Annotated in this window: 10 protein-coding genes; 8 read left to right on the forward strand and 2 right to left on the reverse strand. The window is 68.7% G+C overall.

What is annotated here, in order from left to right:
• Positions 1 to 83: 83 nt before the first annotated feature.
• Together smc and ftsY are read left to right on the forward strand one after the other, a co-directional pair.
• A complete protein-coding gene (smc, locus tag AC1DNC_RS11965) occupies positions 84 to 3692 on the forward strand; it encodes a chromosome segregation protein SMC (protein WP_476862759.1) in 3609 nt (1202 codons plus the stop codon).
• A gap of 78 nt (positions 3693 to 3770) precedes the next feature.
• Positions 3771 to 4979 carry a signal recognition particle-docking protein FtsY gene (gene ftsY, locus AC1DNC_RS11970; RefSeq protein ID WP_476862760.1) on the forward strand — a complete coding sequence of 403 codons (1209 nt, stop codon included), beginning with the start codon at positions 3771 to 3773 and terminating at the stop codon, positions 4977 to 4979.
• On the opposite strand, the gene AC1DNC_RS11975 is transcribed toward ftsY, so the two are convergent.
• On the reverse strand, positions 4976 to 6226 hold the full coding sequence (locus tag AC1DNC_RS11975) for an MFS transporter (RefSeq protein WP_476862761.1): 1251 nt from the start codon (positions 6224 to 6226) through the stop codon (positions 4976 to 4978). The genes ftsY and AC1DNC_RS11975 overlap by 4 nt on opposite strands.
• A gap of 238 nt (positions 6227 to 6464) precedes the next feature.
• Between AC1DNC_RS11975 and AC1DNC_RS11980 the strand changes: the two genes are divergently transcribed.
• A complete protein-coding gene (locus AC1DNC_RS11980; RefSeq protein WP_476862762.1) occupies positions 6465 to 7838 on the forward strand; it encodes an ammonium transporter in 1374 nt (457 codons plus the stop codon).
• Positions 7835 to 8173, forward strand: coding sequence for a P-II family nitrogen regulator (locus AC1DNC_RS11985; protein ID WP_175320845.1), 339 nt, complete (start codon positions 7835 to 7837; stop codon positions 8171 to 8173). Before AC1DNC_RS11980 ends, AC1DNC_RS11985 begins: the two co-directional genes overlap by 4 nt.
• A gap of 110 nt (positions 8174 to 8283) precedes the next feature.
• On the opposite strand, the gene AC1DNC_RS11990 is transcribed toward AC1DNC_RS11985, so the two are convergent.
• Entirely contained in the window at positions 8284 to 9672 is a 1389-nt protein-coding gene (locus AC1DNC_RS11990) for a glucose-6-phosphate dehydrogenase (RefSeq protein ID WP_476862763.1), read from the reverse strand.
• 160 nt (positions 9673 to 9832) lie between these two features.
• On the opposite strand from AC1DNC_RS11990, the gene ffh reads away from it, so the two are divergent.
• The 4 genes from ffh (at position 9833) to AC1DNC_RS12010 (ending at position 13843) form a co-directional block, all read left to right on the forward strand.
• Positions 9833 to 11419 carry a signal recognition particle protein gene (gene ffh / locus AC1DNC_RS11995; RefSeq protein WP_476862764.1) on the forward strand — a complete coding sequence of 529 codons (1587 nt, stop codon included), beginning with the start codon at positions 9833 to 9835 and terminating at the stop codon, positions 11417 to 11419.
• A gap of 83 nt (positions 11420 to 11502) precedes the next feature.
• Positions 11503 to 12252: an alpha/beta fold hydrolase gene (locus tag AC1DNC_RS12000; protein WP_476862765.1), complete on the forward strand. Its 750-nt coding sequence runs from the start codon at positions 11503 to 11505 to the stop codon at positions 12250 to 12252.
• A 1-nt stretch (position 12253) separates the two neighbouring features.
• A complete protein-coding gene (locus tag AC1DNC_RS12005) occupies positions 12254 to 12739 on the forward strand; it encodes a GNAT family N-acetyltransferase (RefSeq protein WP_476862766.1) in 486 nt (161 codons plus the stop codon).
• A 3-nt stretch (positions 12740 to 12742) separates the two neighbouring features.
• Positions 12743 to 13843, forward strand: coding sequence for an amidohydrolase family protein (locus AC1DNC_RS12010; RefSeq protein ID WP_476862767.1), 1101 nt, complete (start codon positions 12743 to 12745; stop codon positions 13841 to 13843).
• Positions 13844 to 13862 lie beyond the last annotated feature (19 nt).

Consider the following 13862-nt stretch of genomic DNA (forward strand, 5'->3'; position numbering starts at 1 on the left):
AAATCCGCGGATTTCCGCCGTGTCCCAGTACATTTAGGGCAGGCAACAACCCCGCTGCCGCCATCCAGGAGACCCGAACCACCTTGCACCTCAAAAGCCTGACCGTCCGCGGATTCAAGTCGTTCGCCTCCGCGACGACCTTTGAGTTCGAACCCGGCGTCACCGCCGTGGTGGGTCCCAACGGCTCGGGCAAGTCCAACGTGGTCGACGCGTTGTCCTGGGTGATGGGTGAACAAGGCGCCAAGACGCTCCGCGGCGGCAAAATGGAAGACGTCATCTTTGCCGGCACCTCAGGCCGGCCGCCGTTGGGTCGCGCGCACGTCTCGCTGACCATCGACAACAGCGACGGCGCCCTGCCGATCGACTACAGCGAAGTGACGATCTCCCGTACCTTGTTCCGCACCGGCGGATCGGAATATGCCATCAACGGGGCCAGCTGCCGCCTGCTGGACATCCAGGAACTGCTCTCCGACTCCGGGCTGGGCCGTGAGATGCACGTGATCGTCGGGCAGGGGCAGCTGGACAAGGTCCTGCACGCCACCCCGGAGGACCGCCGCGGCTTCATCGAGGAGGCCGCCGGGATCCTCAAGCACCGCCGCCGCAAGGAAAAGACGGTCCGCAAACTCGAGGCCATGCAGGCAAACCTCGCACGGCTCAGTGACCTCACCGGGGAAATCCGGCGCCAGCTCACCCCGCTGGGCAAACAGGCGGAAGTGGCCCGGCGAGCCCAGACCGTCCAGTTCGAGGTCCGTGACGCCCGCTCCCGGCTCCTTGCCGACGAACTGGTCCAGCTGCAGTCCGTGCTGGCCCAGGACGTCGCGGATGAGACCGCGCTCAAGGCCCGCCGCGCCGTCGTCGAACGCGAACTCGAAAGCGGCCGCCAGCGGCAGGCTGGCCTGGAGCAACTCGCCGCCGAAGCCACCCCGAAGCTCAACGCCGCGCGGGACAACTGGTACCAGCTCTCGTCCGGCCGCGAACGGCTGCGTTCCCTCGGATCGCTCGCCGAGGAACGCCGCCGCCTGCTGGGGGCGTCCGACGCGGCCCCGGACACCGGCCGGGATCCCGAGCAGCTCGAGCAGCAGGCGGCCCGGGTCCGCGCGGAACAGGCCGGGCTGGAGGACCAGATCCTCGAACGGCGCAGCGCGCTCGATGCCGCCACCGCCGCGAAACAGGACGCCGAAAGCGCAGCAGCGGCCGAGGACAAGCGTCTCGCCACCCTGCTCCGCGCCGCCGCGGACCGGCGCGAGGGACTTGCCCGGCTCGCCGGCCAAGTGGGCGCAGCGAGGTCCCGGGTCGAGTCCGCCCAGGCCGAACTTGGCCGGTTGCGGGACTCACAGAAGGCCGGCGAAGAGCGGCGCCGCGTCGCCCAGAGTGAATTCACTGCCCTCGAGTCGCAGGTGGCCGGCGTCGAGGACGGCGAGGAGACCCTCGACGCCGAATACGAAGCCGCAAGCATGGCCCTCGACGCCGTCGTCGCCGAAATCGACGCCCTCAAGGCGTCCGAGCGCGACGGCGAGCGGGAACGCGACGCGCTGGTGGCACGCCGGGACGCCCTGCAACTCGGCCTGAACCGCAAGGACGGCTCGGAACGCGTCCTCACCGCCGGACTCCCGGGAGTGCTGGGTCCCCTTGCGGGCATGCTGAGCGTGCAGGCCGGCTACGAGGCCGCCATCGCCGCCGCGCTGGGCAGCTGCTCCGACGCCCTGGTGGTCCGCGACGCCGCGACCGCCGCCGAGGCCCTGCAGCTCCTCAAGGGCGACGACGCCGGCCGGGCCACGCTGCTGCTCGCCGACGCCTCCGGCCCGGGTGCTTCCTTGACGCACGATATTGAGACAGGCCTCCCCGACGGTGCCCGCTGGGCCACCTCACTCGTCACGCCGGCCGCCGCAAGCATCAACGGCGGCACCGGGGTGCCGCTCGGCCGGTTGCTTGGGGACACCGCCGTCGTCGAGGACATCGACGCCGCGGCACGGCTCATTGCCGAGCACCCGGAGCTGACAGCCGTGACCCGGACCGGCGACGTGTTCACCGCACTGAGCGTCAGCGGCGGCTCAGCCACGGCGCCGTCCCTGCTTGAAGTCCAGGCCGCCGTCGACGACGCGGCCGAGCGGCTCGCAGCCGTCTGCGCAGAGCTGGAACGCAACCGCTTCGCCCTGGCCGCCGCGGAATCCCGCCGTGCCGCCGCCCAGGACCGTGCCGATGCCGCACTGGAAAAGCTGCACGACTCGGACGCCCGGCTCGCTGCCGTCGCCGAACGGCTTGGCCACCTCAACTCGGTGCTGCGCAGCGCCGTCGGCGAAAGCGAACGCCTCACCGCGTCGCTGGCCAGGGCAGAGGCAAACATCCAGTCGGAGCAGGAGGCACTCGAGACCGTGGCCGCCCGGCTGGCCGCCGCCCAGGAGGCACCCACGGAGGAAGAGCCTTCGCCCGAACATCGTGACGCCCTGGCTTTGGCGGCGTCCGCCGCGCGCGCGGCCGAAATGGAGGCCCGCCTCACGCTGCGCAGCGCGGAGGAGCAGCTGACCGCGACCCGCAACCGTGCCGCATCGCTGGAACGGGCCGCCGCCACCGAACGCCGCGCCCGCGAAGAAGCCGCCGAACGGGCCCGCCGCCGTCGGCTCCAAGCCGGCCGCGCCGCCGCCGTGGCCGCCGCCGTGGGGCAAGTGATCGGCTTCATCGACGTATCGGTGGAACTGGCGCGCCGTGAACGGGACCGCGCCGAGGAGCGCCGCGAGCAGATGGAGCGCGAACTGGCTGAGGTGCGCACCGGCAACGACGCCCTCGCCCGGGAACTGGCAGAGCTGACCGACTCCGTGCACCGGGACGAACTTGCCCGCGCACAGCAGCGCCTGCGGATCGAGGCCCTGGAGCTGCGCAGCGTTGAGGAGCTCGGGCTGACCGCCGACCAGCTGGTGGCCGACTTCGGACCCGACCAGCCCGTGCCCCTGCCGGCCGGCGAATCCGGGGACAAGTGGGCGGCACTCCGCGCCCCCGTGGACGAGGACGGACAGGAGATCATCGAGGGCAAACCCTTCGTCCGCGAGGAGCAGGAAAAGCGGCTGCGCAAAGCCGAGCGGGACCTCTCCGCCCTGGGCCGGGTCAACCCGCTCGCACTGGAGGAGTTTGCCGCCCTTGAGGAGCGCCACCAGTTCCTCAGCACCCAATTGGAGGACCTCAAGTCCAGCCGCAAGGACCTGCTGGACATCATCAAGGAGGTCGACGAACGGGTGCAGAAGGTCTTCGCCGAGGCCTTCGAGGACACCGCGGCCCAGTTCGTCCGGGTCTTCGCCCGGCTGTTCCCCGGCGGCGAAGGCCGGCTGGTGCTGACCGACCCCTCGGACATGCTCACCACCGGCATCGAGGTAGAGGCCCGGCCCGCCGGCAAGAAGATCAAACGGCTGTCCCTGCTCTCCGGCGGCGAACGGTCGCTGACGGCGGTGGCCCTGCTGGTCGCAATCTTCAAAGCCCGCCCCTCGCCCTTCTACGTCATGGACGAAGTGGAGGCAGCCCTGGACGACACCAACCTGGGCCGGCTCATCACCATCTTCGAGGAACTGCGCGAGTCCAGCCAGCTGATCGTCATCACCCACCAGAAGCGAACCATGGAGGTCGCGGACGCACTCTACGGCGTCACCATGCGCGGGGACGGCGTCTCCACCGTGATCAGCCAGCGGCTGGGGGCCGAGGTCTGAAGCCCGGCCTGTGATGGCATCCAGGCACGTAGCCAGGGCTGCCGACGGGGCGTTTGGGGTTTATGAGAAGCTAGGGGAGTGAACGACATCCTCCCCATCATCCTGCCCATCCTCGTTGCCCTGGTGGTTATCGGTGCGCTGATTCCGGTGCTCATGAAGACCCGGAAGAACATCACCAACTACCCGTCGCAGCGCGACGCGAACGACCCCGTGCAGGGTACCGGCGGCGGCACGCTGCTGGAGGACCGCCCGGCTCCGCCCCGCGGTGGCGCGGCACCGGAGGTCGTCGACCTTGAGGGCCTCGAAACGGTTGAGGTGCCGGACAATGTTGCGGGCCTGGAGACCGTTCCGGTCGAGACCCCGCTGCCGGTGGCCGGCCGCCTGACCCGGCTTCGCGAACGCCTGGTCAAGTCCAACAACATCCTGGGCAAAGGCCTGCTCGCCCTGCTCTCCGCTGACAAGATCGACGAGAACGTCTGGGACGAGGTCGAGGAGACCCTGCTGCTGGCCGACCTTGGCACCGAGCCGACGATGCAGCTCGTGGACGCGCTCCGCGAACGCGTCAAGGTGCTCGGCACCCGCTCGCCGGAGGAGGTCAAGGCCCTGCTGCGCGAGGAACTCATCAAGCTCGTGGACCCCACCATGGACCGCAGCCTGAACGTGGAACGCCACGCGGACAAGCCCGCGGTGATGATGGTGGTCGGCGTCAACGGCGTCGGCAAGACGACCACGGTGGGCAAGCTCGCCCGCGTGCTGGTGGCGGAGGACAAGGACGTGCTGCTTGGCGCCGCGGACACCTTCCGCGCCGCAGCCGCGGAGCAGCTCGCCACCTGGGGCCAGCGCGTCGGCGTTCCCACGGTCAAGTCCGACATCGACGGCGCGGACCCGGCCTCCGTTGCGTACGAGGCGGTCAAGGCCGGCATCGACCAGGAAGTCGACGTCGTCATGATCGACACCGCCGGCAGGCTGCAGAACAAGGTCGGCCTGATGGACGAGCTCGGCAAGGTCAAGCGCGTGATCGAAAAGCTCGCCGAGGTGGATGAGGTGCTCCTGGTTCTGGACGCGACCACCGGCCAGAACGGCCTGAACCAGGCGCGCGTCTTCGCCGAGGTCGTGAACATCAGCGGCATCGTGCTGACCAAGCTGGACGGCACCGCCAAGGGCGGCATCGTGGTCGCGATCCAGAAGTCCCTCGGCGTGCCCGTCAAGCTGATCGGCCTCGGCGAAGGCGCGGACGACTTGGCGCCCTTCGACGCCGAAAGCTTCGTCGACGCTCTCCTGAACTAGGCCGCCGGTGCGGTTGGCCGCTGAAAGGTCTCCCGCGCCAGCACCCAGCCCGCAGCCGCCGCGAGGAGAACTCCGCCGGTGATGCCGAAGGCCCAGCCGTAGCCCAGCTGGTCCGCCAGCAGTCCTGCGATGACCGGCCCCACGATCGCGCCGCTGTCCGAAGTCATCTGGAACACTGCCAGCACCCGCCCGCCGGAGCGCTCATTGCCCACGACGTCGGCGATCGCGGCCTGCTGCGCCGGGCCCAGCAGCCCGGACCCGATGCCGGCAACGGTCGAGGCCGCCAGGAACCACAGCAACTCGTGCGTGAAGCCGATGGCGGCGGTGGCGAGGCCGGTGACCACCAGTCCGGTGAGCATCATCGGCTTCCGGCCGAGGTTGTCCGCGAGCCGCCCGGAGAAGGTCAGGGCCGCCGCGTTGCCGGCCGCGAACACGGCCAGTGCCCAGCCCGCGGACGAGGATCCGGCGCCGAGTGCAGCGACCGCGAAAAGCGGCACGGTGGCCATCCGGACGCCGAAGGTGGCCCACCCGTTGGCGAAACTGGAGGCCAGCCCGGCCCGGTAGGCGCTGTCCCGCAGAGCGTCGCGGAGCAGCATGGCCGGCGCCGCCGCTCCTGCCTCACGGGAGCCTGCGGGGACGTGGCTGAGCTGGGTCTGTACGACGGCGGCGGCCAGCACCAGCGCGGCCGCGTACGCCAGGAACGGAACCCGCAGGCCGAAGCTGGCCAGCAGGCCGCCCACGATCGGCCCGCACACGTTGCCGATCAGGAAAGCCGAGGCATAGGCGCCCGAGACGCGGCCGCGGCTTTCCGGCGGGGCGAGCCTCACCACGAGGGCCATCGAGGCCACCGTGAACATCACTGAGCCGGCCCCGCCCAGCCCGCGGAAGACGAGCAGCTGCCAGTAGTCCTGGGCGAAGGCGCACGCGGCCGTGGACGCCGCCACGATCAAGAGCCCGGCCACGTACACCGGGCGTTCGCCCAGCCTTACGATCAGCGCACCGCCGGCCGGGGCGAAAATGAGCCGCATGAACGCGAAGATGCTGACAATCACCGCAGCCGCCGTCGCACCGACGTCGAAGGTGGTGGCGAACTGGGGGAGTACCGGGGCGACGAGGCCGAAGCCCAGGGCAATGAGGAAGGCCGCAACCAGCATCACCTTGATGTCCCGGGGCAGTCGGGGACTGCCGGGCTGCCGGAGGCCGGGCAGGGCCCGGGTTCCGTTGGCGGAACGGGACGCTTTGCTCATGATGCTGCTTTCGGTTCTGCATTTGGTGCCGCAAGGCCGGCCGGGGCGTGTTTGAACGCGTGAAACATAACCGTAACAAGCGTGAGACGCACCATTTACTTCCGGGAGGTTCTTGTAACAACCCGGCAATGTAAATCCTCTGCCGGTGAAACACTGCGCCAGCAAACTCTTCTTAGAACGCAAAACGCGTTGGATCGGCGGACAAGTCCGCACCTAAGAGCAAGAGAGGACGCAGACCATGGAACTCACCGCAGGTCTCGTTTGGCTCCTGGTCGCGTCAGCCCTCGTGCTGTTCATGACCCCGGGCCTGGCATTCTTCTATGGCGGCATGACCCGTGCCAAGTCGGCATTGAACATGATGATGATGAGCTTCGTCGCGATTGGGACCGTTGGCATCACGTGGGTCCTGTGGGGCGCTTCGATGGCCACGAGCAACTCAGACAACTTCTTCCAGATCTTCGCGAACCCCTTCAGCCACTTCGGGTTGCACAACTTCACGGACCCCGCGGACCTGCTCAAGGTAGGCTACGCCGCGACCTTTGCCATCATCACGGTGGCCCTGATCTCGGGTGCGGTTGCCGACCGGGCAAAGTTCTCGGCCTGGGTCATCTTCACCCCCATCTGGGCCACCCTTGTCTACGCGCCGCTGGCCTTCATGGTCTGGGGCGGCGGGCTCTTCTCCAAGGACGGCTGGTTCGGCCAGACCTTCGCCCCGGTGATCGACTTCGCCGGCGGAACCGTGGTGCACATCAATGCCGGTGTCGCCGGGCTGATCCTGGTCCTGATCATTGGCAACCGCAAGGGCTTCGGCAAGGACCCGAACCACCGCCCGCACAACGTCCCGTTCGTGATGCTGGGTGCCGCCATCCTCTGGTTCGGCTGGTTCGGCTTCAACGCCGGTGCCGCCGCCACGGTTGAGCAGGCCGGCCTGATCTGGGTCAACACGCTCGCTGCCCCGGCCGCCGCGATGCTGGGCTGGCTCGCCGTCGAACGCTTCCGCGACGGCCACCCGACCTCCCTCGGTGCCGCTTCCGGTGTGGTCGCCGGCCTGGTCGCGATTACCCCGGCCTGCGCAAACGTCTCACCGCTCGGCGCGATCGCCCTGGGCGTCGTCGCCGGCGTGGCCTCGGCCCTCGCCGTCGGCCTGAAGTTCAAGTTCGGTTACGACGACTCGCTCGACGTCGTCGGCGTCCACCTCGTGTCCGGTGTCGTGGGCACCGTAGCGATCGGCTTCCTGGCCACCCCGGCCCAGGGCACCGCGGGACTGTTCTACGGCGGCGGCACCACCCAGCTCGTAGCGCAGGTTCTCGCCGCGCTGCTCTCCGTGGCCTTCACCGCGATCATGACCTTCATCATCGCCTTCCCGATCCACAAGCTGATGGGCTTCCGGGTTTCCCAGGAGCAGGAAGTCGTGGGTGTGGACCTCAGCCTGCACGCCGAGACCGCCTACGAGTTCGGCGTCGGCGGCCACGGCGGGAGCTTCCAGCCGCTGCACGAACTGATCACCGGGAAGCCGATGGTCGACAGCGTCGAGTTCCCGGCCGCCGAGACCGTGGACGTCACCTCGAACGGCAAGAAGCCGGCAACCGGCAAGGAAAGCGTGGAAGCATGAAACTGATTACCGCAATCGTCCGACCGGAAAAGCTCGACACCATCAGGGAAGGCCTGGAAGCGTACGGAGTGCAGGGCCTGACGGTCAGCGCGGCCAGCGGCTACGGCCGGCAGCGCGGCTACACCGAGGTGTACCGCGGCGCCGAGTACAACGTGGACCTGCTCCCCAAGATCCGGGTGGAAGTGCTTGCCACCGACGAACAGGCGGACGACATCCTGGATGTCATCATCGCCAGTTCGAACACCGGACGGGCCGGCGACGGGAAGGTCTGGACGATGGATGTCTTCGAGGCAGTCCGCGTCCGGACCGGCGAACGCGGCGCGGCAGCTATCTAGGCGGCAGCCCTCCAGCCGCACACCGCGCCAGCGGCCGCGATCGAGGGTTGCGACGGCGGGCCGGACACCTGGAAAGGTGTCCGGCCCGCTTTTTCGTGTTCCGCAGACGGTTACGCGGGCCAGCCTTCCGGCCCGGCGGTCCCGGCGGCGTATTCCTCCAGCGGGACGCTGTCCCGGGCCCAGGCCTTGAGCACCGGTTCGAGAATCCGCCAGCAGTCCTCGGCGGTGTCGCCGCGAACGGACAGCAGCGGGTCGCCGTTGAGCACCCCCTCCAGGACTTCGCCGTAGGGGAGCAGTTCCGAGGCGCTGAGTTCCGCCTTGAGCGTGGCCCGGTCCAGGCTCAGCACGTTGCCGGGGCCGTTCACGTCGACGTCGAACTGCAGCGTGTCCGGGCCGAAACCGATCCGCAGCTGGTTGGGGGAGTCCACGCCGGTGAAGCCCTTGGGCAGGTGCGGCACGGGGCGGAAGGTGACCACGGCCTCCTTGCGCATGGAGCCCAGTGCCTTGCCGGAACGGAGGATGAACGGCACGCCCTGCCAGCGCCAGTTGTCGATGTCCACCTGCACCTCCGCCAGGGTCTCGGTGTTGCGCGATGCGTCCACGCCCTCTTCCTTGGCGTAGTCCGGGACCTTCCTGCCGTCGATGGAGCCGGCCGTGTACCGGGCGCGGCGCGTGCTTTTGGCGTACGGGGCCTTGATGCTGCTGGCCCGCAGGAGGGTGGCGACGGCGTCCCGCAGGTCTCGCTCGTCCACCGAGGCGGGCGGTTCGATCGCCATCAGGGCCATGATCTGCAGCAGGTGGCTTTGGATCATGTCGCGCAGGGCGCCGGCGCCGTCGTAGTAGCGGGCCCTGCCCTCGAGCGCGAGGTCCTCATCGAAGATGATCTCCACGCTCTCGATGTGCTCCCGGTTCCACACCGGCTCAAGGAAGGTGTTGGCGAAGCGCAGGCCCAGGATATTCAACACCGTCGCCTTGCCCAGGAAATGGTCCACCCGGTGGATGTGGTCCTCGGGGACCAACGCGGCCAGGGTCTTGTTGAGGTTCCGCGCAGACTCCTCGCTGGAGCCAAACGGCTTTTCCATCACCAGCCGGGTCCCCGCGGGTACCTGTTCCGGGGTCAGGGCCTCGCAGGCAAGCTGGCTGATCTTCGGCGGCAGCGCAAAGTAGACAGCCACGGGACCTTCCAGTTTGGCCAGCAGCCCTGCCAGTTGCCCCTCGGCGGTGACATCCAGCTGGTGGTAGCTGGTGGTTTCGCGGATTCGCTTCAGCTCGCGCTTGCCGCTGGTGTCGGCCTGGGAGTTGGCGTCGGCGAACGAGGTCTCGAGGCGCTCATGCCACTGTTCCTCGGTCCAGTCGTCCGATCCTGCACCCACCAAAGTAAGGCCAGGGGCGTGGCCCCTCGCCACCAGCCGGGCCAGCCCGGGCAGCAGCAGCCTGCCGGTCAAGTCGCCCGAGGCGCCGAGGATGAGCAGGGTCTTTACAGTTGCTTGACTGGTCACCTAAGCCAGCATGCCATCTTGAAGGCCCGACTTGGTACCCTAGATAGTCGAGTCCCGTTGTCGAGGCAGTTCGTACCGGCTGGTTCCGGCGAAACAGTCACGACTCTGGCGCGCCGCACCGGCCGCCAGCTGTAGATCCACTGAAAGAAGTGCACGGCGCGTGTTCAATTCACTCTCTGACCGGTTGACAGCAACCTTCAAGAACCTCCGTGGCAAGGGCCGCCTCACCGAGGCGGACGTTGACGCCACGGTCCGCGAGATCCGGCGCGCCCTGCTGGACGCCGACGTTGCCGTGCCCGTGGTCCGGGAGTTCACCGGCCGGGTGCGCGAACGGGCCCTCGGCGCCGAGGTATCCGGTGCGCTGAACCCGAGCCAGCAGATCGTGAAGATCGTCAACGAGGAACTCGTCGAGATCCTCGGTGGCGAGACCCGCCGGATCCGGCTCGCCAAGACCGGTCCCACCATCATCATGCTCGCCGGCCTCCAGGGTGCCGGCAAGACCACGCTCGCCGGCAAGCTTTCCAAGTTCCTCAAGGCGCAGGGCCACAGCCCCATGCTGGTTGCGTGCGACCTGCAGCGCCCCAACGCCGTAACCCAGCTGCAGGTTGTCGGCCAGCGGGCGGGCGTTCCCGTCTTCGCCCCGCACCCGGGCGCCACCTCCACCGAGCTGGACCACCCTGCCGGCGACCCGGTCGCCGTCGCCCGGGCCGGCGTCGAGGAAGCCAAGCGCACCCTGCACGACGTCGTCATCGTTGACACCGCCGGCCGGCTCGGCGTTGACGCCGAAATGATGGAACAGGCCCGCCAGATCCGCCGGGCCATCGTCCCCAACGAAGTCCTCTTCGTGATCGACTCCATGATCGGCCAGGACGCCGTCAACACGGCGATGGCGTTCGACGAGGGCGTCAACTTCACCGGCATCGTGCTCTCCAAGCTCGACGGCGACGCGCGCGGCGGTGCCGCGCTGTCCGTTGCGTCGGTCACCGGCAAGCCGGTCATGTTCGCGTCCACCGGCGAAGGCCTGGATGACTTCGAGCTCTTCCACCCGGACCGGATGGCCTCGCGCATCCTTGACATGGGTGACGTACTCACCTTGATCGAGCAGGCCGAGAAGTCCTGGGACAAGGACGAGGCAGCCCGGATGGCGAAGAAGTTCGCCGACCAGGAAGACTTCACCCTCGAGGACTTCCTCGCCCAGATGCAGCAGATCCGCAACATGGGCTCGATGAAGAAGATGCTCATGATGATGCCGGGTGCGCAGAACATCCGGCAGCAGCTGGAGCAGTTCGACGAACGCGAGATCGACCGGGTCGAGGCGATCGTCCGCTCCATGACCCCGCACGAGCGGGTGGCCCCGAAGATCATCAACGGCTCCCGCCGCGCCCGCATTGCCCGCGGTTCCGGTGTGCACGTCTCCGAGGTCAACGGCCTGCTGGAACGTTTTGCCCAAGCCCAGAAGATGATGAAGAAGATGGCGGCCGGCGGCGGCATCCCGGGAATGCCGGGAATCCCCGGGATGGGCGGCGGCGGAGCCCGCAAGGGCGGGAAGAGCGCGCCCAAGAAGAAGGCCCGCTCCGGCAACCCGGCCAAGGCCGCGCAGGAGCTCAAGGATGCGGAGGCGCGGCGCGCTGCCGGGCCGAAGACCGTTCCGACCGGTGCATCCTTCGGTCAGCAGGGCGGGGAGTTCGACCCGTCCCAGTTGAACCTTCCGAAGGGCTTCGACAAGTTCCTCGGCGGCAGCAAGTAGCAGGAGCCGTTCGGCTCCGACACTGTCCCGGCGGCGAGGATGTCTTCGGCCTCGTTAACGGACCGGTGCCATAGGCTTAGGACATGTTCAAGCAGCGCGTAGTCTTCGTCCACGGGGCCGGCAGCTTTGGTGCCGCGGCGTGGCCGAAGCAGCACGGCATGGCGTTGAGCTACGACGCCTTGTTCCTGCGGCGGCACGGCTTCGACGCCGTCGCCGAGCCGCAAGAAACGGACTTCGCCGCCGACGCTGACATCGTCCTGCGGGCCCTGGCGGACGATGGCCGCGGCGCTGCCGGCGGCCACGTGGTGGCCCATTCGCAGGGCGCCATTGCCGCCATGATGGCGGCCGTCGAACGTCCGGACCTGGTGCAGTCCCTCACCCTCGTGGAACCGGCCTGCCTCTCGCTCACCGCCGAACTGCCGGCGACAGCCGCGCACCGGGCGCTCATGCAGCCGCTCTTCGACGTCCGGCACAGTCTCTCCGACGACGACTTCCAGCGGGAGTTCGTCCGCCGCGTATTTGCCGCCCACGCCCCGGTGCGCGGGACTGTGGGCGAGCCTGCGATTGAGGACGCACGGGCGGCGCGCCGGCTGAGGCTGCAGGCGCCGCCGTGGGACGCGCCGCTGCACATCGTCCCCGGCGTGCCGACGCTGGTCCTCACCGGCGGCTGGGAGCCGCTCTATGAGGAAATTGCCGGCTATCTGAGGGAGACGGGCGCCCTGCACCGCACTGCCCCGGGAGGGCACCGGCCGCAGGATTCGAAGGAAGGTGACCGCGCCATCCGCACCTTCATCGCCGACGTCAACCGCAGCGGGCACGCGCACGCCTCCTGATATGCCCGGCCCCAGCATCAGGCCGGCTCTGCCGGAGGACCTTGCCGGCCTGCCCGCTATAGAGACGGCGGCTGACCGCCTGCTGGAAGCATCACTGGGCCTCGCGCTCCCGAATGCGGAACCGGCAGGGGCTTCCGAACCGCTCTTTATCCTGGTTGCCGGAACTCCTGCCGCGGGTTTCGCCAGGGTCGATGAAGTCGATGGACAGGCCCACCTGGAACAACTTTCGGTGCATCCCGACTCCGCCGGTCAGGGAATCGGCCGGGCGCTGGTGGCGGCGGCGCTCCAGCTGGCCCGTGGCCGGGGTTATGAATCGATGACGCTGTGCACTTTTTCCGATGTACCGTTCAATGGGCCGTTCTACGCAAGTTGCGGCTTCTCACCCGTCCCTCATCCGGCAGGAGAGCTGGCAGCGTTGCGGAGGCACGAAGCCCGGCTGGGACTGGACGCCTTGGGACCGAGAACCGCCATGAGGATTAGGCTTTAGCCCATGAGTGCCATCATCGAGTTCAGCGGCCCGATCCTCACCGGAGTCGACGAGGAGCGACGGGGGCTGTGGTCCGTCGACGGCAGGCTCACCTTCCAGCGCCCAGCGTCCGCGCCGGACCAGGTGCTGGACGGCTGGGTGATCCCCGGACTCGTCGACGCGCACTGCCACATCGGGCTGGGACCCGGGGGCGACGTCTCCGACGTCGTGGCAGAGCAGCAGGCCCTGACCGACCGCGGCGCCGGAACCCTGCTGGTCCGCGACGCCGGTGCCGTCCACGACACTCGCTGGATCCAGCAACGGCGTGAGCTGCCGCGCATCATCCGCTCGGGCCGGCACATCGCCAGGACTCGCCGGTACCTGAGGGGATTCGCCGCCGAGGTGGAGCCCGAAGACCTCGTGGAGGCCGTCCGCAAGCAGGCCCGCGCGGGGGACGGCTGGGTCAAGCTGGTGGGGGACTGGATCGACCGCGACGCCGGCGACCTCGCCGCCAGCTTCCCCGCCCGCAGCGTCAAGGACGCGGTCCAGGCCGCCCACGACGAAGGCGCCCGCGTCACCGCGCACTGCTTCGCCGAGGACACTCTTGACGACATGCTCGACGCCGGGATCGACTGCATCGAGCACGGAACCGGCCTGCTGCCCCGGCACCTGGACCGGTTCGTGGAGCAGGGCGTTCCGATCGTCCCCACCCTGATCAACATCGCCACCTTCCCGGACATCGCGGCCCAGGCGCAGGCAAAGTTTCCCCGCTACGCGGCACACATGCTGGGGCTTTGGGAGCGCCGCGCCGAACGGATCCTCGAGGCCCATGAGGCCGGGGTGGCCATCTATGCCGGGACGGACGCGGGAAGCGTCATCAAGCACGGACGCATCGTCGATGAACTTGAGGCCCTGCACGCGGCCGGACTCCCTGCCGGTGCCGCCCTCGACGCCGGGGCCTGGGCTTCGCGGGCCTGGCTCGGGGCCGAGGCGATTGCAGACGGCGCCAGCGCCGACGTCCTGGTCTGCGCCGAGGACCCTCGCGGAAATATCTCGACCCTGCGCGAATTGAGGGCAATCGTGCTGCGCGGAGAACTGGTGCGCACCGACGCTCAACCCCGTTAGGAATAAATTGAAGCTTCAA

The organism is Arthrobacter sp. 01N442, assembly GCF_056399345.1.